The organism is Occallatibacter savannae (genome assembly GCF_003131205.1).
In the GTDB taxonomy this organism is placed as follows: domain Bacteria; phylum Acidobacteriota; class Terriglobia; order Terriglobales; family Acidobacteriaceae; genus Telmatobacter; species Telmatobacter savannae.
The window spans coordinates 26,919-48,837 of record NZ_QFFY01000010.1 but is presented as its reverse complement, the minus strand read 5'-3'; the positions used below and the strand labels follow the sequence as shown (position 1 = coordinate 48,837).

The window sequence follows — 21,919 nt, the reverse complement described above, 5'->3', positions numbered from 1 at the left end:
GGGGACTTAGGGAATCGACGCCAGCCGCGTTGCTGACTGGATAAGATGCCGTGATCTGAATCGATGGCAGATGATGGCCGGCGTACTACGTTTGCAGAACTCCGGGATTAAACCTGGGAACTTCTGGATTCATTGCGCATGCCTCCAGAGCGTTAATCAGAACCTCGCGCGTATCGGCTGGGTCAATGATTGCATCAATCCATAGACGCGCAGCACCATACCGCGGATCGGCCTGGGCGTCGTAAGTTGATTTGATCTCGTCGTAAAGCGCGGCGCGATCGGCCTCCGAGAGGACCTTGCCGCCACGCTCCACCTGCTTCGCGCGAACCTCTGCGAGAGTTCCGGCCGCGGATGCGCCGCTCATCACGGCGTAGCGCGCGGTAGGCCACGCGAAGAGGAAGCGGGGATCGTAGGCTTTGCCGCACATTGCGTAATGGCCGGCGCCGAAGCTGCCTCCGATGATGACCGCGATCTTGGGTACGACGCTGGTGCTGACGGCGGAGACCATTTTTGCGCCGGCGCGAATGATGCCGGACCACTCGGCGTCTTTGCCTACCATGAAGCCGTTGACGTCATGCAGGAAAATCAGCGGGACCAGGTTCTGATTGCAATCCATGATGAAGCGGGCAGCTTTCTGCGCGCCCTCGGTGTATATGACGCCACCCACTTCGATTCGCTTCGCGCCGGCGGAGGGTCCCATGGCGACGACCTGATTCTGATTCGTTTTCTGGTTGGCAACGATGCCGACTGCGTAGCCCCCGATGCGAGCATAACCGCAGAGGACGGTTCGGCCGAACTCTTCTTTGTATTCGTCGAATTCACTGCGGTCCACGATGCGCGCGATTACCTCGTGCATGTCGTAGACATTGCTGGAGCCCGGCGCAGGGTTCAGGAGCCCGTAGAGTTCTTCGAATCCAAACTTCGGAGCGTCGTGTTTCGAGTCGTATGTAGTGCGGCTAAATCGATCTGCCGAAGGACTTGCCGCGGTACGCGTGCCGAACTTGTCGACCAGCGAACGCATGCGCGCGATGCAGTGATGGTCGTCGGGCTCCTTGAAGTCCACGGTGCCGGAGACTTCAGCATGCATTGCAGCGCCTCCCAACTCTTCGGGATCGGTCTTCTGGCCGATGGCCGCCTGGACGAGGGATGGTCCGGCGAGAAAAAGGCCGGAGCCTTCGGTCATGAGGACGGTATCGGTCATGACGGGGAGGTAAGCGCCGCCAGCGACGCACATGCCCATGATGGCGGTGATCTGCGGGATGCCGAGCGAGCTCATGACGGCGTTGTTGCGGAAGACACGGCCAAAGTCGTCGGTGTCGGGAAAGACGTCTTCCTGCAAGGGGAGGAAGACGCCAGCCGAGTCGACAAGGTAAAGCGTGGGGATGCGGTTCTCCAGCGCAATGTTCTGGGCCCGGAGCACTTTCTTCGCGGTCATGGGGAAGAATGCACCAGCTTTCACTGTTGCATCGTTGGCGATGATCATGCACAGACGACCGGAGACGCGTGCCAGTCCGGTAACCACACCGGCTCCTGGTGCGCCGCCGTACTCGCCATACATTTCGTAAGCGGCCCACAACCCGAGTTCGAGGAAGCGACTACCTTTGTCGAGCAGCAGATCGAGTCGCTCGCGAACTGTCAGTCGTTTCTTGGCGTGCTGCGCCGCGGCAGCCTTGGGGCCGCCTCCCTGGCGTATCGTCTCCTCCTGCGCGCGAATCTGCTTCAGTAATTCGACGAGCGCTGTGCGGTTGGTCTTGGCACGGGGAGAGTTGGGATCAAAGCTCGACTCGATGCTGTTTTGAAGCTTCGGGCTTTCGGCCATTCCTGTCTCACGCAAACTCGCAGACTATAGCACCTTGGATGGTAGGTCCGTCCAGACGGTCACTCGCGTTCCTTGAATGAGGAACTATTTCTGCGCAGACTTCGAGCGGGCGCCGCGCCAGTAGAGGACCAGTCCAATGAGAACCGACACTCCGGTACCGAGAATCAGCTGAAGTTCGTAGCTCAAAGTCCCGACCGTCTCGCCCGGCGGCACAAAGGAGAGGGCGATACCGAGCAGCACCACTAAAAACCCGAGGGTCCCGCATATCCACACTCCCATTTTTCCGCCTGGTACGAGGACTGCGTGCTCATTGGTGCTTCGATCCATGCGAGAGGCGAGCTTAATGACCGCGGCAAACATATAGAGGAACGGAATGAAGTAAAGAATGATGGCAGCGCTCACCACCAGCTGATATCCCGTCATCACGCTCTTTGACTGGATCTGACTGAGGACCAGGATGATTCCGGAGAGCGTTGCCTGAACAAGAATCGAAATGTGCGGTGTCTTCCATCTGGGATGAATTTTGCCGAAGGCTGCCGGCAGGTAACGATCGATGCCAACGACGAACGGCACACGCGCGATACCGGCCACGGTGCTGCCCACGCCGCCAGCATTGCCGACGGTGACCAGAATAGCCGCGAGCATTCCGACGAAAGCGATACCGAGGGCCGAGGATCCAATCGTGATTGCGCTGAATACTCCGCTCTGGGGGTCGACACTCTGCGCGGGCATCAATCCGAGTACGGCAAAGGTCCCGGCGATGTACATCAGGGCGATCAGAGCTCCTGCGCCAAACACCGCGCGAGGCAGGGTTTTGTGGGGATCGCGGACTTCTTCGCTCATTGCTGAGACAAGCTCGAGTCCCGTAAAGGCGAACGCGATGTTCGACCAGAAACTTACGGTTCCGAAATCGAACGCGGGCATCATGTTGCGAAGCGTGAAGTGCGTGGCCGATCCGTGACGGTATACGACGATTGCAGCAACCAGAGCGAGGATGACGAGCGGCACGTAAGTGCCCACGCCGCCGGCATTCTGCAGCCATTTGCCAATGTTCAAACCGACAATGTTGAGAACGACCGCGACCACCAACAGCCCTAACGAGACGGTGAGGAGAAATGCACGATCTTGCGCCAGTGACGCTCCCCTTGCGCCTATGACGTACGCGGCCATGGAGGCGCTAGCGAGGAGGAGGCCGGGAAAGTAGAAGACGGTGTAGATCCAGTAGGTCCAGCCCGCGATGAAGCCATGGAAGTCGCCGAATGCTTCCTTTGACCATGCGTAAAGGCCGCCCTCCTGCGGGAAGCGCGAGGAGAGCTCGTTGATGACGAGAGCGCCCGGAACGAAAAAGAACAGTGCGGCGATGACCCACAGGCTGATGGAGGATGTGCCGTTATGTCCCGCTGCGGCGATCCATCTTGGGCCGAGCACGGTAGCTATGTTGAACAGCAGCACATCCCAGAAGCCCATGGTTTTGCGCAGCTGGGATTTTGAGTCCTGCGGTGAAGGCGCCATGCTCATGCCATTACCTCAGCACAGGGCCGTACTCGTTCTTGCATAAGCGATCATCATAGTTCCGCGCAGCCGGCGGGACAAACGGCTCGAGCCTGCTCAGAGCGGGGCAAGCGGAAATCTCTGCCTCACCTCGTGCTTTGCACCGCCCTGGCCAAGGCGGGATTCGTAGAGGAAGAATTCGGTTGCAATGAAGCCTGGAAGTTTGGCGGTCTTTGATGACTTGTGCTGCAGGTTGCGCAGGACGGATGCGGATCCGCTTTTCGCCCGCGCCAAGGTGACGTGCGGACGGTAGGGCCGGTCATCCGATTGAACACCGCAGCTTGCAGTCGCGACACAAACGGCTTTGTGGAGAAGGCGCAATTCTGGAGAGACCGTCACCCCGGCCCAAAAGACGCCGGCCTTCGCGAAAACGCCAGTGTTGTCTAGGCGGATGGGAACAGGAACCGCGCGAATCTGGGCAAGGCAAGCCGTCAAGCACTCGAACTTTTCAGGCGTAGTCTCACCGAGAAACTGGAGGGTGATGTGCCAGGTGTCTGGTGAGCTCCAGCGCAGGCCGTCTTTGTCCGCCCGAAGGCGTCGCACAAGAGCATCCAGCGAGTCGAGCAATTCAGCAGGCAGCGGGATTCCGACGAAGAGACGCATGTCACATGTACTTGCCGAAAGCCTCGATCTGCTTCGCCTGGTAATCTCGGCGTTCGACTGGAGAGGAGAGGACGGTCGACGTTGATGTTGCGCCAAGCGCCGAGAGTCTATCGATGAGCGTCTCCAGATGGCGTATTGAGACCACGTCGGCTTCGATGATGAACGACTCCGAACCCGTGATGCGGTGACAGCGACTGATTTCGCTGAGTTCTTTGAGAGCCGCGACGGTGCGCGTGATCTGCAACTCACCTCCGGGAATCGTAAGCCTGACGACGACGCGGATCGGAACTCCAAGTCTGGCGCTGTCGAGAGAGGCGTGGTACCCGGTGATGACGCCGGCTTCTTCAAGGCGGTGCACCCTCTCAGCAACGGCTGGGGTGGACAGGCCAATCTTTCGGCCGAGCTCTGCGAAGGAGATGCGCGCGTTCTGCTGCAGAGATTCGATGATCTTCCACGCAATGGGATCGAGATCGATTCGGCTCGGGGTGGTCTTGTGCGCCATAGGGCAGGAATCCTTAATCTGCACCCCATATTACGCCTAACAGCGTTAGGTGTGGAGTTCGAATTTTCCAAGAATCGCCATGTTCAGACATCTGAACGCGGGCCTATCTTATCCAACAGCCGGGAAGTGAAATTCCCCCGATCAGCTCTCCCCCGATTCCCGGCACCGGAGGTACTCCATGAGCGCAACTGTGCAGTCCGTCCCCGCACACCTCGATCCAGGCTCTCAGCCGACAACGCAATCAACTCCGAATGCCCAGGACTTTTTGCCGCTGAAGGGTACGGATCATGTGGAGTTCTATGTTGGGAACGCTCGTCAGGCCGCTTACTTCTACCGTGCGGCTTTCGGCATGTCTCTGGTTGCGTATGCCGGGCCGGAGACGGGTCAGCGCGACCGCGCTTCGTATGTGGTGCAGCAGGGCAAGGTTCGGTTCGTTCTGACAACCCCGCTGCGGGGCGGCGACGCGATTGCGGAACACATTGGCCGCCACGGAGACGGCGTAAAGGTTGTTGCGCTTTGGGTAGACGACGCAAGAAAAGCATGGGAAGAGACGACAAGCCGCGGCGCAACCAGCGTTGCGCGGCCCTATGCGCTGAATGATGAGCATGGGCAGGTTGTTCTTTCGAGCATTCGCACCTACGGAGACACCATCCACACTTTCGTTGAACGTACGCACTACTCGGGATCCTTTCTGCCGGGTTATCGCGCGATTGCAGAAGATCCGGTGGCGAGGCCAACCGGGCTGCTTCATATCGACCACATGGTGGGCAACGTGGGCTGGCACGAGATGGATGAGTGGGTACAGTTCTACTCGAAGGTGATGGGCTTCTCGCTTTACCAGCACTTCGATGACAAAGACATCTCGACGGAGTACTCGGCGCTGATGTCGAAGGTGATGGCAAACGGAAATGGCTACGTGAAATTTCCGATCAATGAGCCGGCCGAGGGCAAGAAGAAATCGCAGGTTGAGGAGTATCTGGAGTTCTACGGCGGCCCCGGTGTACAGCACATCGCGCTTGCGACCAATGACATTCTGCACACAGTCAGCAAGCTGAGCGAGCAGGGAATCGAGTTCCTGCAAGTGCCGCACACGTATTACACGGAGCTACAAAGCCGCGTAGGCAGCATCGACGAACCCGTTGAAGAGCTCGAAAAGCTCGGGATCCTGGTGGATCGTGACCCTGAAGGTTACATGCTGCAGATCTTTACGCGACCCGTAGAGGACCGGCCAACGCTGTTCTACGAGATCATTCAGCGCAAGGGGAGCCGAAGCTTCGGCAAGGGGAACTTCAAGGCGCTCTTTGAGGCGATTGAACGCGAACAGCAAGCGCGCGGCAACCTGTAGAGGAGGGCGCGATGATCACACAGACTCTGACTGCTGCCGTTCCTTACTTGATCGAGCAGAATTACTCTGCCTATACAGACGAACAACATGCGGTCTGGGCGGAGCTTGTGGGCCGCGTGCTTCCTGAGTTGGAGAAGCATGCGGCTCGCTCTTATCTCGATGGGTTTCAAATCATCGGATTGCAGCGGGATCGCCTGCCGCGCCTCGCGTCCATCAGTGCGCGACTGGAGCCACGAACTGGGTGGAACTCCACGCCGGTGAGCGGGTTTCTGCCTGCACCGGCGTTTTTTGAAATGCTGGCGGCGCGGAGATTTCCGACAACGACATGGCTGCGGAGCCGCGAGTCGCTCGAGTACACACCGGAGCCGGATATCTTCCACGATGTCTTCGGCCATGTTCCGATGCACGCGAACAGAGTCTTCGCTGATTTTCTGCAGCACTACGGGCGTGTCTGTGCCGCTATTGAGGATGAGGCGGTGTTGGAGCGGCTGGGTAGACTTTTCTGGTACACGGTTGAGTTTGGGCTCATTCGTGAGGGCAACGAAGTGAAGGTGTATGGCAGCGGTCTGATCAGTTCGCACGGAGAGTGCCAGAACGTGGTTGAAGGCAAATGCGCTGTTCATGATTTTTCATTGGACGAGGTGCTCGACACTCCGGTAAAAGTGGACGAGTTTCAGAAGGTCTTGTTCGCCATCGACAGTTTCGACCAGATGTACGAGGCGATGCACGAAGCAGAACAGCGTGTCCTAGAAAACAGCTTGTAAGGTGAGAAAGCATGTCCGAAGAACTCCGGTACCAAACCGGTTTTGGGAATGAATTTGCTACCGAGGCTGTTGCGGGTGGCCTGCCACAGGGACAGAACGCGCCCCAGAAGCATCCACTCGGGCTCTATGCGGAGCAATGCAGCGGCAGCCCGTTCACCGCGCCACGAGCAACGAACCGACGGACGTGGACGTATCGGATACGGCCTTCCGTAACGCATCGGCCGTACCAGGAGATCGAGGCGAAGATGATTCGCAGCGGGCCGTTCCTGGAGACGCCTACTTCGCCGAATCAGCTTCGCTGGAATCCTTTGCCGATTCCAGAAGAGAAAACAGACTTCGTTGACGGGATCGTAACGATGGGCGGCAACGGCGATCCAGCAATGCAGGTTGGAGTAGCAATCCACATTTACGCTTGCAACGCATCGATGGAGGACCGCTTCTTCTACACGGCCGATGGCGAGATGTTGATTGTTCCGCAAATGGGAGCGTTGCGTTTCCACACGGAGCTTGGCGTTCTCGACGTTGCTCCCGGAGAGATCTGCGTAGTTCCGCGTGGAATCAAGTTTCGCGTAGTGCTTGCGGAGAAGCAGGCGCGCGGATACATCTGCGAGAACTACGGGCAGCCATTTCGGCTTCCGGAGCTTGGCGCGATCGGCGCAAACGGTCTTGCGAACCCCCGAGATTTCAAAGCGCCGGTTGCTGCTTTTGAGGATCGCGAAGGCGAGTTCAGCATAACCTCAAAGTTTCTTGGCAGGCTATGGTCCGCGTTCATCGATCATTCACCGCTCGATGTAGTCGCGTGGCACGGCAACTACACGCCCTACAAGTATGATCTGGCGCTCTTCAACTGCATCAACACGGTATCGTTCGACCATCCGGACCCGTCGATCTACACCGTGCTCAGCGCACCCTCCATCACGCCGGGCACCGCGAACTGCGACTTCGCCATCTTTCCACCTCGGTGGATGGTGGCGGAGCATACATTCCGTCCTCCGTGGTTCCATCGCAACCTGATGAACGAGTTTATGGGCCTGGTCTTCGGAGCCTATGATGCAAAGGCTGAGGGATTTGTTCCGGGCGGAGCAAGCCTGCATAACTGCATGGCTGGCCACGGCCCCGACGCCGAGACGTTCGAACGCGCCTCCACCGCAGAACTTAAACCGCAGTACCTGGCGAACACTCTGGCGTTTATGTTCGAAACGCAGCTTGTGGTTCGGCCCACGAAGTTTGCGATGGAGACACGGATCCTGCAGCACGAATATTTCGAATGCTGGCAGGGGTTGAAGAAGAACTTCAAGCGAGCCTCCGAAGCCTGATCTGCGATGAATGCGATGGAAACGCTGCTCGTGGGTTTGTTCGACTATGCGGGCCTGTATCCGCCTGCTAGCCTGAGCCTGCGCACAGCCACAGACAAGTATGTGGAGTACGCCTGTGACAGGCATGCTTCTGCTCTTGGCCGGTTCATCATCAATTTCGATCGCCTGGATGAGCTACGAGCGATGGTTGGAGATCGTCTGCGGGAGTTTAGGCTGAGCGTGATCGTACCCGATCCCGACAGTCTTGCCGTCATCTCCCGCGAGATCAAGAGTGGCATGCCGATCGAAGCTGTTGAGATGAAGTTCTCCGATCCTGGAACGATCGAGAGTGTCTCGAAGATGATTCCGGAATCGGTCAACGCGTACATCGAAGTTCCCCTGGACATCAGCGGCATCGCTGCCCTTCAATCGATTTCCAGTGCAGGGATGTGCGCCAAGATCCGGATGGGCGGAGTTATCGCCGAGGCGTTCCCGTCTGACGGAGCGGTCATCGAGATGTTGAGTGCGCTTGCAAGACTTCGTCTGGCTTTCAAGGCCACCGCAGGTCTGCATCATCCGATCCGATCGGTTCAACCACTGACCTACGAACCTCAGAGCGCCAATTCGAAGATGCATGGATTTGCGAATCTTCTTTGTGCTGCGGCCGTGCTTTACTTTGGCGGCGTGGAACGGGAGGCGGAACGGGTGTTGCAGGAAGTAGACGGCTCGGCCTGGCGGGTTGATGGGAACTATCTTCAGTGGCGGCACTTGAAGTGGGATCGAAAGCAGCTCGCGACCGTACGTCGCGAATTTCTCATTGGCATCGGAACCTGTTCGTTCGACGAGCCAATACATGATATGGAGGCGCTCGGATGGCTTTGAAGAGTTGGGTAGAGAGCGCCAACCTGCCGGGGTGCGACTTCCCGCTGGAGAATCTGCCGTACGGCGCTTTCAGTCATGGGGGTGAGAGGCGAATCGGGATAGCGATCGGCGATCAGGCCCTGGATATAAGGGCCTGTATCGAGGAAGAACTTCTCGGCCCTCTTTCGTCCGAGATAGCAGAAGCATGCTCAGCGAGCGCTCTCAACGCGCTAATGGCGCTCGGGACGGCTGCATGGTCCGCGCTGCGGCGTCAGCTTACGAGCCTTCTCGGTTCCCATGCTGCACCGGAGACCCAGGAGAAGGCCAGGCGCCACCTTCTGCCAATGCAATCCGTTCAGATGGAAGTGCCGGCACAGGTCGGCGACTACACAGATTTTTACGCTTCCATTCACCACGCCACGCGTGTGGGTAAACTGTTCCGGCCCGATAACCCCCTGCTACCCAACTACAAGTACATCCCGATCGGTTACCACGGCAGGGCCTCGTCCATTGTTGCGAGTGGGACCGAAATTCGGCGTCCGAGCGGACAGGTCAAGCCGGCGAGCAGTGCGGAACCTGCCTTCGGGCCTTCGCGATCGTTGGACTATGAATTAGAAGTAGGCATCTTCGTCGGACTTGGCAATCAGATTGGCGCGCCGATTCCGATTGCAGAAGCCGAGCAGCACATCTTTGGACTGTGTCTCGTCAACGACTGGTCAGCGCGCGATATTCAATCGTGGGAGTATCAGCCGCTCGGGCCGTTCCTGGCCAAGAGCTTCGCGACAACCATTTCTCCATGGGTCGTAACCCTGGAAGCTTTGGCTCCTTATCGCGTCGAGACGCCAGTGCGAACCCAAGGAGATCCCGAGCCTCTTCCGTACCTGAAGGAGAGAGATCCATCGCGGGCGGGGATCGACGTCACGGTCGAGGTGCTTCTGCAGTCGGAGAAGATGCGCGAACAGAAGGTGCCGGCATCGCTACTGAGTCGGGCCAGCCTGCGGGATCTTTACTGGAGTGTGGCTCAGCTTGTGACGCATCACGCGAGCAACGGTTGCAACCTGCGCCCAGGAGACCTGCTCGCGACGGGCACAATCTCTGGTTCTGATGAGGGGTCGGAGGGATGTCTGCTGGAGATGAAGCACCGTGCACATGCGTTGACGCTGCCTACAGGAGAGACGCGCACTTTCCTCGAAGACGGCGATGAAGTGACTTTGCGCGGATACTGCCAGGGCCCCGGCCTGCCGCGGATCGGTTTCGGGCAGTGTGTCGGGCGTATCGGGGCAGCGATTCCGAGTTAGGAAATGAGAGCTTGACAATGCCGTGGGGCGAGAGTGGAAGCAGGCATCGTATGTCACACTTGTGAGAGGTGGGAGCTCTGTTTTCGCAGTTGCGTGCGTGTGCGAAGTTGAGAGCCTGCGAGAAGGGCCTGTAGCTCAACGGTTAGAGCAGGGGACTCATAATCCCTTGGTTGGGGGTTCGAATCCCTCCGGGCCCACCATCTGGATCAATAAGACATCCTGCCGGGGTTTAAGCCAATTCTCCGACGCGGTAATCACGACCTTGCGCGCCGCGCATTTTCCACGAAGGAACGCACCTTCTCGGGATCTTTGCGGCCAGGAGCGGCTTCCACTCCTGATGCTACGTCGACGCCCCATGGCTGGAGCTTCTCGATGGCTTCGGCCACATTCGCGGGGTTCAGGCCACCCGCGGCAATCATCTTCACTCCCGCGTTGTTGAACAGCGATGCAGCGTCATCCCAGTCGAATCGAATGCCGGTGCCCCCGATCGCGGCAGGTGTTCGGGAGTCAACGAGGATCGCGTCGATCTGCTTGTTTGCCGCCAGAAATGCCGCTTTCTCTGAAGCGTCGGGCGCATAGTGCAGTACATTCAGAATCCGGAGCGTTGTCCCGAAGCGGTCGCGCAATGCGGCTACGAGATCTTGACCGCCTTCGAAGTGAAGCTGTGCGCCGGTAAGACCGCAGCGCTCCACGGCTCGCGCGATCTCTTGGGGTGTCGAGCCGGCGAAGACACCGATCTTCTCAATCGAGGATGGGAGGTTGGGAGTGATGGCTGCGACTTGCTCTACGGAGACCTGGCGGGGACTGGGAGCGAAGACAAAGCCGACGGCATCGGCACCTGCATTGACTGCGAGCATTGCGTCTTCCATCGAGGTGTTCGCGCACACTTTGACCCAGAGGCTCATGGCGCGACTCGGGTTCCGGCAAGCAACGCAGCGAGCGCCTCGCCTGGATCAGATTGCCGCATGAGGCTTTCGCCGATGAGGAAGGCGTGGAAGCCTGCCTCGCGCAGGCGAGCGACGTCCTCGGAAGTGGATATACCGCTCTCGGCGACTCGGACCGCCGACACGGGGATCTTGTCAACCAGTTCGAGTGAGGTTTCCATTCGAACTTCGAACGTCTTAAGGTCGCGGTTGTTGACCCCGATGGCATCGGCGCCGTTTTCTGCTAATGCGTCGAGCACGTGGTCCAACTCGGAGGCGGTGTGCACCTCAACGAGCACGTCCAGTTGAAGATCGTGCGCTGCATGAGAGAAGCGCTTGAGTTCGGTCGGAGAAAGTGCAGCCGCGATCAGGAGGATGGCGTCGGCGTTGTGGGCGCGGGCCTCCAGGATCTGATACTCGTCGACGGTGAAGTCTTTGCGCAAGCATGGGATATGGACGGCCGCAGAGGCGAGTTCGAGGTTGTGGAGGTTTCCTTGAAACCAAGGCTCGTCGGTAAGAACGGAGAGTGCCGCTGCCCCACCCTGTTGGTATCGCTCTGCGATCCAATGAACGTTGAAGTCAGCGCGGATTAAGCCTTTTGAGGGAGAAGCTTTCTTGATCTCCGCGATGACCGCGGGTCCCGATCGGGATTGGTTGTGCAGCGCGGCAGCCCAACCGCGGGGCTGGTGGGAAGCAGCCATGCGCTCCAGGTCTGATACAGAGACGCGAGCCTTCGACGCGGATACGGTGACCCGGGTAGCAGCAATGATTGTGTCGAGTCGCGTTGCCATGCGCTGAGATGAGTATACGAAGGCACTCCGATGAATGCGGAGGACACCTGCGCCGGCTTATTCCGGGCGCTCGCCGGGTGGGCGGGCGCCCTTCTGGACACGGAAGTAACGATCAACACTCGCCTCAACCCGTGCACCTAATGTACTTAGATGCAGGAGCCTGTTCGGCGCTGGAAAGCCAGGACACCTGTGCCATCGAACCGATAAATTGCGTGCAAGAAATTACGCATATGCAATAATTGAAAGCCCACATGCCGCTGGACCCGTATCGCAATCTTGCTGAGATCTTAGAGGGAACCCTTTCGCTGATGAACTATTATGCGCGGCGGATGGGGGATGCCCCTTCCAGCCTGGAGAACGCAAAAGAAGCGCTGCAGCGAACGATTGCCGATCTCCTTGCGCAGGCCACTGGACAATCCGGCGAGTGACAGGAGCTGCAATGGTGTCGTGGGGCTTTCCAATCCCAAGCATCTGAGGGTTGCGGCATCGACGGATGCGAGGTTGCGGGGTGACGCAGGTTAATCTCCCGAAACCGTTAGCTTCATCTTTTCTTCGACTCCGTGAGCGAGTCGCTCAATCGCTTCCGCTTTGTGTATGAGCTGCGAGGCAAGAGCGGGCTCGGAAGGGGCAGGACCGTTCCCTCGTTCTATGGCGACATTGAGTTCTCGCGCCAATCGGACGAGCTCTTCAGTGTCGTGCTCGATCTGGCGCTTGCGCTCAGCATTGGCGGCATCGAAGTGCTTTCGGTTGGCGTGTTTCTGGTGCATCTGCATTTGAGCATTGCTATCGGGCGGCTGATTGACAGGTGTGACCGGGTAGGACTTCTCGATGTACTGGGGCGGTTGATTCGCTTGCTGCGGATCCATAGACAAAGGTGCGCAGAGGCCCGTGGCGGCGAGGAATGCGGCCCTATGGAGAGGACGAGAGATCAAGCATGGACCTTTCTGGGGGAGCCCAGGCTGCGCACCATAGTACGACGGACGGAAATGAGAGGACCAGGGCTAATCGCGAGGCGTTCTCGCCCAAGAGAGGGCGGCGCTCTGTAAGCGTGGGTACAGGTTCCTTTGGCTTATGTTCTGTAAACTGAGGGTGGAGCGGACTCTCCGCTTCGGTTGGAGGTTGGTCGGCATGGCATCGGTGATTCTTCCATCGGCTCCGTCGGAGTCGCGTCCGGGGCGGTTTGGGATTTACGGGGGGCGGTATGTCCCCGAAACACTGATGGCCGCGCTGCTGGAGCTGGAGCACGAGTACGAGTTGGCAAAGCCCGATGCGGTGTTTCAGCAGGAGCTCGACGGGCTTCTGCGGGAGTTCGCCGGTCGTCCGACACCGCTGTACTTCGCGAAGCGCCTGACTGAGGAACTGGGCGGAGCGAAGATTTACCTGAAACGCGAGGATCTTCTCCACACCGGTGCGCACAAGATCAACAACGCGCTGGGCCAGGGATTGCTGGCGAAACGCATGGGCAAGAAGCGGATCATTGCTGAAACCGGCGCGGGGCAGCATGGAGTGGCAACGGCCACGGTGTGCGCGCTGCTGGGGCTTGAATGCGTGATCTACATGGGCGATGTAGACATGGAGCGGCAGGAGCTCAATGTACTGCGCATGCGGCTTCTGGGCGCGGAGGTTCGCGGCGTGTCGGCGGGGTCGAAGACGCTGAAGGATGCGATCAGCGAAGCGATGCGGGACTGGACCACAAATGTGCGGACTACGCACTACCTGCTGGGGAGCGCGCTTGGCGCGCATCCGTATCCGACGATGGTGCGGGATTTCCATCGCTGTATCAGTCGCGAGATGAAGCAGCAGATCCTGGAGAAGGAAGGCCGGCTGCCCGATGCGGTAATTGCATGCGTTGGCGGCGGGTCGAACGCGATTGGCGCGTTTTACGAGTTCCTGCAGGACAGGGATGTGCGACTGATTGGCGTGGAGGCTGGCGGACGCGGGACGGAGCTGGGGCAACATGCGGCGCGTTTCCAGGGCGGAGTGCCGGGAGTGCTGCAGGGAACGTTGTCGTACATTCTGCAGGACGAGGACGGGCAGATTGCGCAGACGCATTCGGTTTCGGCGGGGCTGGATTATGCGTCGATTGGGCCGGAGCACGCGGCGCTGCACGACTCGGGGCGTGCGGAGTATGTGTCGCAGGATGATGCGGCAACGATGGATGCCGTGGTGAAGCTTGCGCGGACAGAGGGAATTCTGCCGGCGCTGGAGAGCGCGCACGCGGTGGCGGAGTGCATGCGGATCGCGGGGACGTTCAAACCGCATGACATACTGGTAGTAAATCTTTCAGGACGCGGCGATAAGGACATGGGGATCATTGCGCGGGAACTGAAATTGTAGAGACCCAGGGACTAGGGACATAGGGATTAGGGACTGAAATGTCACTGGATTTTCGTCACAAGCCGGGGTTGGTGGTGTATCTCACGACGGGTGATCCCGACGTTGAGAGCACGCGGGAGATCGCGATTGCGGCGATCGATGCCGGCGCGGATGTCATTGAGCTTGGGGTGCCGTTCAGCGATCCTCTTGCGGACGGTCCTGTTATTCAGCGGGCGAGCGAGCGCGCGGTAGCAAGGCACACGCGAATGCCGGATGTGCTTCGCGTTGCGAAGGAGATTCGGGCGGCGCGTGTGCAGGCAGGGCTCGTGATCTTCACGTATCTCAATCCGATTCTGAGGTACGGCCTTTCGAAGTTTGTGGACGATGCGAAGGCGGCGGGTGCGGACGGGGTGCTGGTGACAGATCTCATTGTGGAAGAGGGCGGCGAGTACCTTGCTGAGATGGAGCGTGCGGGACTTGCGCCGGTGTTTCTAGCTGCACCGACGAGTCCGGATGAGCGGCTCGAGGCGATTGCGACGCATTCCAAGGGATTCGTCTACGCGATTTCGCGCGTGGGGATTACGGGCAAGCAGCAGAGCCTGACGGCTGACGCTGAGTCGCTGGTCGGCCGTATTCGGCGATGGAGCAAGCTGCCGGTGGCCGTGGGATTCGGCATCTCCAACGCGGAGCACGTTGCGCGAGTTGGGGAGTTTGCGGATGCGGCGGTGGTCGGCAGCGCGATTGTGGAGTTGATTGAGCGGTCGACTCCCGAAGCAGCGCCTGCAGCTGTTGCCCGATTTATCAAGTGTCTGCGCCAGCCCCAAGCGGCGTTGACCCTTTAGAAGCAGTTATCAGTTGCCAGCTTTCAGTTCTCAGTTCTGGATGATCGAGAGTAAGGCCTCGTTTGTTCCGCATTGGAGTGCAGAGCTGCAAGTTGATGACAAACAGCTAACGGCAGTGATTCGCATGACGAGGATGAGATGACGCTGGAAGAATTGCGCGCACAGATCGATGCTCTGGATCGGCAGCTTGTGGAATTGCTGAGTGAGCGGGCCCGCGCTGCACTGATGATCGGTCACCTGAAGGTGAAGACTTCCCTGCCGGTATATGAGCCGGCACGGGAGAAGGTGATCTATCAGAATGTGCGGGCGGCGAACAAAGGGCCTCTGCCGGACATCGAATTGACGCACATCTACGAGCGAATCATCGACGTGATGCGGGCGCTGCAGCGGAATGAGTTGGCATCAGAGAGAGCTGCCCTGAAGGGCCAAGGCACTGGCGCACCGGAAGGCGAGCTTCCGGGATCGGCGCCCGAGACTGGGAAAGAAAAATGATTGTCGCAATGCAGGAGAAGGCCACCGAAGAGCAGATCGATTATGTAATCGAAGCCATGGTGGAAGAAGGTGTGGAGGTTCACCGCACAACGGGTGAGACGCAAACGATTCTGGCGGCAGTGGGGCCGACCGCCAGGCTGGATCTTACGAAGTTTGAGAATCTGCCGGGTGTACTGAAAGTTCACCGGATTAGTTCGCCGTACAAGCTGGCGGGCAAAGGGTTCAGGCCGGAAGGCACGATTGTCGAGTTCGCCAACGGAGTAAAAATCGGCGGCGAGCAGGTTGTGGTGATGGCGGGGCCCTGCTCGATCGAGAACGACGACCAGATCGTCGATATCGCCGCGAAGGTGAAGAGGGCTGGGGCGAGCTTCCTGCGCGGTGGGGCTTTCAAGCCGCGCAGCTCGCCGTACGCGTTTCAGGGGCTGGGGATTCCGGGGCTGAAGCTGATGTACGAAGCGGCTCGCGCAAACGGGTTGCTGGTGATCAGCGAGGTCATGGAGATTTCGCAGATCGAGCCGATGCTGCCGTACGTGGATTGTTTCCAGGTGGGCGCGCGCAATATGCAGAATTTCAATCTGCTGCGCGAGCTGGGGATTGCGCGGAAACCGGTACTGTTGAAGCGCGGGATGGCGGCGACGATTGAGGAGCTGCTTCTCTCGAGCGAGTACATCATGAGCGGCGGAAACTACGATGTGATCTTGTGCGAGCGCGGGATCAGAACGTACGAGACCGCGACACGGAACACGATGGATATCTCTGCCATCCCGGTGGTGAAGAAGCTGTCGCATCTGCCCATCGTCGGCGATCCGTCGCATGGGACGGGGCATCGGGACATGGTGGCTCCCATGGCGCGCGCAGCGGTGGCGGCGGGGGCTGACGGGATCATCGTGGAAGTGCATCCGAATGCGGATAAGGCGGCTTCGGATGCAGCGCAGACGCTCTATCCGGATCAGTTTGAGAAGCTGATGGCAGAGCTGCGGGTGATTGGGAAGGCGGTTGGCAGGACGATTTAAGGCCGAGTGAGTATCTTGTTTCCCAGGTCTCAAAAGCGAGACCTGGGGCACCCGGCCGCTCGGGTCTGATCGGGAAGGAAAACCGCATGGAGAGAATTGCGATTCTGGGAACAGGCCTGCTGGGAACTTCGGTGGGCCTCGCGCTCCGTGCGGCGGGATTCTGCGGCGAGATTGTCGGGTGGAACCGGCATCTGGCCCATGCCGAGACAGCGAGGCGAATGGGTGCGCTCGACCGCATCGTCGGCGATCCGTTGACCGCGGCACGCGAAGCGCAGGTTGTGCTGATCTCGGTTCCGATTTACGCGACGCTTGATTTGATGGAGCAGCTTTCGACTGTTCTGGAGCCAGAACATCTGGTCACTGACGTCGGAAGCACGAAGGGGCAGATCACCGAAGCTGCGGACCGGCTGTTCAATACGCCGGAACGTGCTGGATTCCTGCCTGGGCATCCCATGGCGGGCAAGGAACGCGGCGGGGCCGACCTGGCGGACGCGGACCTGTTCCGCGGAGCTGTGTGGCTCTTCACGGATTTCCCGGCCTGGCACCGGTCTGAACAGGCCGCAGCACTGGCACGGAGTTGGCGTGAGTGGGTCATCAAAATGGGATCGCGCAGCATCGATCTCGAGCCGAAGCGGCATGATGAACTCGTCGCCTGGGTCAGTCACCTGCCACAGTTAACCGCAACGGCGTTGAGCGCGGTGCTGCAGGACCAGGTTGACGACGCTCCGGAGTTGAAGGATGTGGGCGGGCGGGCGCTGCGGGAGATGACTCGCCTTGGTGCCAGTCCATTCTCAATGTGGCGCGATATCGCGCTGACGAATACAGAGTCGATCGATGCAGCGCTGCAGGCGCTTGAGCAGCATATCGCTCACATTCGCGACAATCTGCGCACGCCCGAGTTGCGGGAAGAGTTTGAAAGGGCGAATAGGTTCAGGGCACAGGGGACAAGGGAACAAGGTGACGAGGGAACGACCGACAGGAACTAGGGGCCGGCGACGGTCGCGGATTGCTTGGCCGGTTCGAGGGCATCGAGTTCGGGGTTGAGGGAATGAAATCCTTCGGCGCGAGCGGCTTCGAGAAGCATCGGAGACGCGGAGATGAAAATGATTTCGGTTCCGCGGAACATTTCGCGGGCCACCATCGCAGCGCCTAACTGGAGAGCATCGGTCCAGCGGAGGCGGGAGCGGTCGAGAAGCTGACGCGCGGCTTCGAGCACGGCGGGGTTCAGTGGCTCCTGCACCATCCGGGCGGCTTCGATACGGAGAATTTCAAAAGCTGCAGCAGCGCTTGATGCGCTAATATCGCCGGCACGCTCGCGCCGGCGGATGGCGGCGTAGACCTCGAGGGGCGCGGAGGCGGCGATGAGCTTGCGATTGTCCTCGACGGATTCCATCAAGCGAATGAGAGCTTCGGTGCCGGGTTCGAGCACGAAGAGCTTGGCGAAAGCCGTGGACTCGAGGAAGTAGCAGTTCACAGTTTGCCTCGCTCCTCGTGAATGTCGTCGGTGATTGGCTCACCTTGAACGATGACAGGATGGAAGCGCTGCGCTTCTTCCGGGACACCGGCTTCGGCGCGATTGAGGCGGATGGTCGTCGTCGGATACGCCGGTGTTTTAGGATTGGCAATTTTGCTGGTGAGCACAACCCCACGCTGGATGGCTTCAGCGAGGACTGCCTGACGCGACTCGGGGTGCTGATTCCAGCGGAATGTCTTGCGTGGCAAAAAGGAGTCGCGAAACCACTTGAGGGCGATGAACGCGTGACCACCACGCTCCGCTTCGGCCAGAGCCGCGCAAAGCTCCTTGACGCGCGCATCGAGGTCGGCTGGAACGGGAGCGACTTCTTCGGCTTCATCTTCGAAGTCTCGCTCGATAGGTCCCCGAGTGCGGCTCTGTCTAGCAGGAGCAGCGTTGTCGTCGAGGCGTTCGAAATAGATGCGAACTTCATCCTCTTCCGGCGACCAGCTTTCGGCCAAGGCATTTCGACGTTTGCTACGGCCGTTCTCACTGCAGAGTTCGACGATAGCCTGATAGCCCGGAGGAGCGAGGAAGCGGAGAGCGCGGGCGAGGCCGGGGTCCTGCGAGAAGGCAAGCTCGCTGAGGGCCTCTTCGATAATCTCTTCGGCGTCTGGAATGCTGAGATTGCTAATGTCTACGCTGCTTTGCGCAGCCCGATTCGACTTCATAAAGGTTCTCCGTATAAAGCATCTCTAGTCTGTCTATTCCCGCTGCGCTCTCATGAAGCCGACCCTCTGGAGGGAGGCGCTATTTAGGGGGTCACAGGTTCCTATTCTGGCTGTAACGGACCGATTTTCGTTTCCCGAGCATTTGTAAGGTAATCATCAATGTCGATTAAGTCTGCCCAAGCAGCCGAGCCCCAATCCTCTGCTGTTAAGTGACAAACCCCCACAGGGTCGAGAACGCTTTAACTAAAAAGCACTTTCGTGCGAACCGCACCAGTGTAAACGATTGTGCTACTTAACCCTTGGCTGGTGCAAGGCCAGTGGGCGCAAGCATATATACCAATAGAGCCCAAAACAGGCATGAGGTTGTTCTCCGTGTAACGCTCTGTTGCCTCCCATCTCCGTACAATAGAGAAATGCGGCGAATTTCCCTGGTGTTGTTCCTCGTTTTTCTTTGTTTGGGGAGCAAGCCTGCACAAGGTCAGGCCGGTCCACCGGCATTTGATCTAGTAGGGCCCAAGGTCGATGTTCATGTGAAACGCGGTGAGGTGACGCTCCCGATCGGACAGGTGCCGAACCTGCTGCCGGGCGACCGGCTTTGGATACACCCGGACTTTCCCGAAAGCCAGTCGGCCCATTATGTGCTCATCGTCGGCTTCCTGCGCGGAGCCACCAACCCCCCGCCTTCTGAATGGTTTACGCACGTGGAGACGTGGTCGAAGAAGGTGCGGCAGGAGGGAGTGTTTATCACCGTTCCTCCGGAGGCGCAGCAGGCGGTGTTGTTCCTGGCGCCATCGACCGGGGGGGATTTCAGCACGCTTCGGAACGCTGTCCGGGGGAGACCGGGTCTGTTTGTGCGCTCGGCGCAGGACCTGAATTTTGCCAATGCGGACCGCATGCGGCTGGATACTTACCTCGCTGAAGTCAAAGTTACGTCGCAGACGGACCCTAAGTCCTTGAAAGAGCGGGCACAGAAGGCCGCAAACGTGCTCGGGATCAAGCTGGAGCAGCAGTGCTTCGACAAACCCTCAGACCAGCAGGCGCCGTGCCTGACGCAGCATACCGAAGGCATGGTTCTGGATGACGCGAACGTCTCGAACAGGGTGGCGCAGCTGACCAGCGGAAGCAGCGTGGATCTGATGAATCAGTTGGCGTATTCGCCAATCGGGGGAGCAGGGGTCTTCAGTCCCTATATCGGAGCGATTCTGGACACAGCGCGGATACTGGCGTCGCTGCACACGGCGCACTTTCAATATATTCCGGCGCTCTCGTTGCCCACCGACGACACACTGAATCTGCGATTGAGTGTCCCGCCTTCATTCAAGGATCCGAAGTCCGTGGTCGTGATTGCGCTTCCGCCGGTGGGTCCGGCGAAGCTGCCGCCGCTTCACCCGTCAAATCCGTCGGATCAATTTTGTGCGCAGAAACCAGGGCTGGTGCTTTCGGCGGAAGGGGCGCCGATGGTTTACGCGGGCCCCGAGGCGCACGACTTGAAACTTCGAATTCAAACCAAATCAGGTTCGATTGAGATCCCGGTCAAGGCAGATGCGGGACAAGGCGGGCTGGTTCTGACGAAGGCGTCGCCTGATTTGCCACCGGGGGATCTGACCGGAATCGTGGTGGGCAAGTGGGGATTCGACGACTGGGAAGGTCCGCGATTCCGGCTGGTTGCGTCCGCACCCGGCAAGTGGAGGCTCGCCCCAAGCGATGAACTAGCGCTGGTGGTGGGGCGTGAGGATACGCTGCACGTTCAAGGTGAAAACACGCTGTGCGTCGCGAAGGTGGAATCTCAGCCCGCAGGCGGGATTCCGATGGAGATACAGTGGAAATCTCCCAAGCCGGAGACGCTGGAGTTTGGAGTTCCCCTGAAGGATGCGAAACCGGGAGAGGTAACGATCAGCATCCATCAATATGGGCTGGAAAAACCGGACACGTTGAAGTTGATGGCGTACTCAGAGGCGGCCTCACTCGATCGGTTAAAGCTGAGTGCAGGCGATCCCGAGGCCGTGCTTTCCGGTACACGTCTCGATGAGGTGGCAAAGGTTTCATTCAGCAACATCGACTTCACGCCGGTTGACCTCAAGCGCGTACAGGATGTGGATCAACTGAGTCTCAAAGCCGGAAGTGCAACGGACACTCTGGAGCCGGGAAAGCGGTACACGGCAAAGGTCGCGTTGCGTGACGGCCGCGAGCTCAAAGTGCCGGTCACTGTGGAGCGGCCCCGGCCGCAGGTTGCGCTTCTGAGCAAGGGCACGCAGGAGGAACAGTCGGCTGACGCTTCGCCTGTGCATCTGGGAAGCCCGAATGATCTGCCGGTTGAGCGGCGACTGGTGTTCTTTTTAAAGTCGAAATCGCCGCAAAGTTTCCCGCGCGATCAGAAGGTGGAAGTGGCCGCCACAGACAACAGTTTTCACACGACGCTTTCGCTCAGCGACGGGACCTTGATGCTAGAGGACTCGAGCACGGCCCTTGGCGTGGTAGAGCCTCTGGCGAAGTTTGGGTCGTCGGCATTTGGACCGGTGCAAGCACGGGCGATTTCGGGGGATGGCGTGCCGGGAGACTGGCTGTCGCTGGGGACGCTGGTACGTTTGCCTGGTTTCAAGGAACTGCGTTGCCCGCATGCGATTTCGAAGCCTTGCACGCTATCGGGTACGAATCTTTTTCTGGCGACGTCGATATCAGCATCACCCGATTTCGACAACGCACTCGACGTACCGGCAGACTTCACAGGGGTGCAATTGACGGTCCCTCATCCGGCGAATGGCGTGTTGTACCTGAAGCTGCGGGATGACCCGGAGACGGTGCAGACGCTCGCATTGCAGGTATTGCCAGCGGCGGCGAATTCATCTTCCACGGCGGCGAAGCCGAGTGAAACGAAGCAATCGGAGCAGAGCGCGCAAGCGCCGCCGCAGTCAAAGACGGAGCGTTAGGGGCGTAAGAGGGCCTGGACTTCATGCATTGCTACGCTGAAACCAAGGCTCGGTCCGGAACCTAATTGAAGTAGGCGCGGTTCTTCTCGATGAAGTGGGCCTGGTCGGCTGGAATGTCCGCTTCAGGAAAAATGGCATTCTGAGCGCAGACGCTAGCGCAGTTCCCGCAATCGATGCATTCGTCGGGGTTGATATATACCTGTGAGACGCCTGCGGCGGCGGGGTCCGAAGCCTGGGGTGCGATGGCAGAAGTGGCGCATTCGGTAACACAGACAAAGTCCTTCGTACATGCATCGATGACGACGTAAGCCATGGATCATTGCTCCTGGTAGTTGAGAAAGCGCGGATCATTCGCGCACTCTCGAGCTTATCGGCGAACGTGAGCAGGGCTCG

22 protein-coding genes and 1 tRNA gene are annotated in these 21,919 nt (G+C 59.1%); 13 read left to right on the top strand and 10 right to left on the bottom strand.

Annotation, left to right across the window (positions count from 1 at the left end; genetic code table 11):
* Positions 1-85: 85 nt before the first annotated feature.
* The 4 genes from DHV10_RS25980 to DHV10_RS25965 form a co-directional block, all read right to left on the bottom strand.
* On the bottom strand, positions 86-1,819 hold the full coding sequence (locus DHV10_RS25980; protein ID WP_109489346.1) for an acyl-CoA carboxylase subunit beta: 1,734 nt from the start codon (positions 1,817-1,819) through the stop codon (positions 86-88).
* Positions 1,820-1,903: 84 nt separating this feature from the next.
* Complete coding sequence (locus DHV10_RS25975) at positions 1,904-3,337, bottom strand: APC family permease (RefSeq protein ID WP_109489345.1); 1,434 nt, start codon at positions 3,335-3,337, stop codon at positions 1,904-1,906.
* A 90-nt stretch (positions 3,338-3,427) separates the two neighbouring features.
* Positions 3,428-3,973, bottom strand: a complete 546-nt coding sequence (gene thpR, locus DHV10_RS25970; protein WP_109489344.1) for an RNA 2',3'-cyclic phosphodiesterase — start codon at positions 3,971-3,973, stop codon at positions 3,428-3,430.
* Between the two features lies 1 nt (position 3,974).
* Positions 3,975-4,475, bottom strand: a complete 501-nt coding sequence (locus tag DHV10_RS25965) for an Lrp/AsnC family transcriptional regulator (RefSeq protein ID WP_109489343.1) — start codon at positions 4,473-4,475, stop codon at positions 3,975-3,977.
* A 178-nt stretch (positions 4,476-4,653) separates the two neighbouring features.
* On the opposite strand from DHV10_RS25965, the gene hppD reads away from it, so the two are divergent.
* The 6 genes from hppD (at position 4,654) to DHV10_RS25935 (ending at position 10,238) form a co-directional block, all read left to right on the top strand.
* Positions 4,654-5,820, top strand: a complete 1,167-nt coding sequence (hppD, locus tag DHV10_RS25960; protein ID WP_109489342.1) for a 4-hydroxyphenylpyruvate dioxygenase — start codon at positions 4,654-4,656, stop codon at positions 5,818-5,820.
* An 11-nt stretch (positions 5,821-5,831) separates the two neighbouring features.
* Complete coding sequence (locus tag DHV10_RS25955; protein ID WP_109489341.1) at positions 5,832-6,584, top strand: phenylalanine 4-monooxygenase; 753 nt, start codon at positions 5,832-5,834, stop codon at positions 6,582-6,584.
* A gap of 11 nt (positions 6,585-6,595) precedes the next feature.
* Entirely contained in the window at positions 6,596-7,900 is a 1,305-nt protein-coding gene (gene hmgA / locus DHV10_RS25950; RefSeq protein WP_109489340.1) for a homogentisate 1,2-dioxygenase, read from the top strand.
* Between the two features lie 6 nt (positions 7,901-7,906).
* Positions 7,907-8,761: a hypothetical protein gene (locus tag DHV10_RS25945; protein WP_109489339.1), complete on the top strand. Its 855-nt coding sequence runs from the start codon at positions 7,907-7,909 to the stop codon at positions 8,759-8,761.
* Positions 8,752-10,038 (top strand): fumarylacetoacetase, encoded by a 1,287-nt coding sequence (gene fahA, locus DHV10_RS25940; protein ID WP_109489338.1) that lies wholly within the window; start codon positions 8,752-8,754, stop codon positions 10,036-10,038. The genes DHV10_RS25945 and fahA overlap by 10 nt, the downstream gene beginning before the upstream one ends.
* 124 nt (positions 10,039-10,162) lie before the next feature.
* Positions 10,163-10,238, top strand: a tRNA-Ile gene (locus DHV10_RS25935).
* Between the two features lie 54 nt (positions 10,239-10,292).
* Here DHV10_RS25935 and DHV10_RS25930 read toward each other — a convergent pair.
* On the bottom strand, positions 10,293-10,943 hold the full coding sequence (locus DHV10_RS25930) for a phosphoribosylanthranilate isomerase (protein ID WP_109489337.1): 651 nt from the start codon (positions 10,941-10,943) through the stop codon (positions 10,293-10,295).
* Positions 10,940-11,752 (bottom strand): indole-3-glycerol phosphate synthase TrpC, encoded by an 813-nt coding sequence (trpC, locus tag DHV10_RS25925; protein WP_109489336.1) that lies wholly within the window; start codon positions 11,750-11,752, stop codon positions 10,940-10,942. Before trpC ends, DHV10_RS25930 begins: the two co-directional genes overlap by 4 nt.
* Before the next feature lie 251 nt (positions 11,753-12,003).
* Here trpC and DHV10_RS27430 point away from each other — a divergent pair, with 251 nt between their 5' ends.
* Positions 12,004-12,180: a hypothetical protein gene (locus tag DHV10_RS27430; protein ID WP_162601911.1), complete on the top strand. Its 177-nt coding sequence runs from the start codon at positions 12,004-12,006 to the stop codon at positions 12,178-12,180.
* 90 nt (positions 12,181-12,270) lie between these two features.
* Here DHV10_RS27430 and DHV10_RS25920 read toward each other — a convergent pair whose 3' ends face one another.
* Positions 12,271-12,618 carry a hypothetical protein gene (locus DHV10_RS25920; protein ID WP_109489335.1) on the bottom strand — a complete coding sequence of 116 codons (348 nt, stop codon included), beginning with the start codon at positions 12,616-12,618 and terminating at the stop codon, positions 12,271-12,273.
* 262 nt (positions 12,619-12,880) lie between these two features.
* Here DHV10_RS25920 and trpB point away from each other — a divergent pair, with 262 nt between their 5' ends.
* From trpB to DHV10_RS25895, 5 genes are all read left to right on the top strand, one after another.
* Positions 12,881-14,089: a tryptophan synthase subunit beta gene (gene trpB / locus DHV10_RS25915; RefSeq protein WP_109489334.1), complete on the top strand. Its 1,209-nt coding sequence runs from the start codon at positions 12,881-12,883 to the stop codon at positions 14,087-14,089.
* Between the two features lie 38 nt (positions 14,090-14,127).
* A complete protein-coding gene (gene trpA / locus DHV10_RS25910; RefSeq protein WP_109489333.1) occupies positions 14,128-14,910 on the top strand; it encodes a tryptophan synthase subunit alpha in 783 nt (260 codons plus the stop codon).
* A 138-nt stretch (positions 14,911-15,048) separates the two neighbouring features.
* Entirely contained in the window at positions 15,049-15,402 is a 354-nt protein-coding gene (locus tag DHV10_RS25905; RefSeq protein WP_109489332.1) for a chorismate mutase, read from the top strand.
* Positions 15,399-16,415: a 3-deoxy-7-phosphoheptulonate synthase gene (aroF, locus tag DHV10_RS25900; protein ID WP_109489331.1), complete on the top strand. Its 1,017-nt coding sequence runs from the start codon at positions 15,399-15,401 to the stop codon at positions 16,413-16,415. The genes DHV10_RS25905 and aroF overlap by 4 nt, the downstream gene beginning before the upstream one ends.
* Before the next feature lie 86 nt (positions 16,416-16,501).
* Complete coding sequence (locus DHV10_RS25895; protein ID WP_109489330.1) at positions 16,502-17,401, top strand: prephenate dehydrogenase; 900 nt, start codon at positions 16,502-16,504, stop codon at positions 17,399-17,401.
* Here DHV10_RS25895 and DHV10_RS25890 read toward each other — a convergent pair.
* Together DHV10_RS25890 and DHV10_RS25885 are read right to left on the bottom strand one after the other, a co-directional pair.
* On the bottom strand, positions 17,398-17,889 hold the full coding sequence (locus DHV10_RS25890; RefSeq protein ID WP_109489329.1) for a type II toxin-antitoxin system VapC family toxin: 492 nt from the start codon (positions 17,887-17,889) through the stop codon (positions 17,398-17,400). The genes DHV10_RS25895 and DHV10_RS25890 overlap by 4 nt on opposite strands.
* Positions 17,886-18,599: a hypothetical protein gene (locus tag DHV10_RS25885; protein ID WP_109489328.1), complete on the bottom strand. Its 714-nt coding sequence runs from the start codon at positions 18,597-18,599 to the stop codon at positions 17,886-17,888. Before DHV10_RS25885 ends, DHV10_RS25890 begins: the two co-directional genes overlap by 4 nt.
* A 413-nt stretch (positions 18,600-19,012) precedes the next feature.
* Between DHV10_RS25885 and DHV10_RS25880 the strand changes: the two genes are divergently transcribed.
* On the top strand, positions 19,013-21,526 hold the full coding sequence (locus tag DHV10_RS25880) for a hypothetical protein (RefSeq protein WP_162601910.1): 2,514 nt from the start codon (positions 19,013-19,015) through the stop codon (positions 21,524-21,526).
* Between the two features lie 61 nt (positions 21,527-21,587).
* On the opposite strand, the gene DHV10_RS25875 is transcribed toward DHV10_RS25880, so the two are convergent.
* Positions 21,588-21,839 carry a 4Fe-4S dicluster domain-containing protein gene (locus DHV10_RS25875; RefSeq protein ID WP_109489326.1) on the bottom strand — a complete coding sequence of 84 codons (252 nt, stop codon included), beginning with the start codon at positions 21,837-21,839 and terminating at the stop codon, positions 21,588-21,590.
* Between the last annotated feature and the right edge of the window lie 80 nt (positions 21,840-21,919).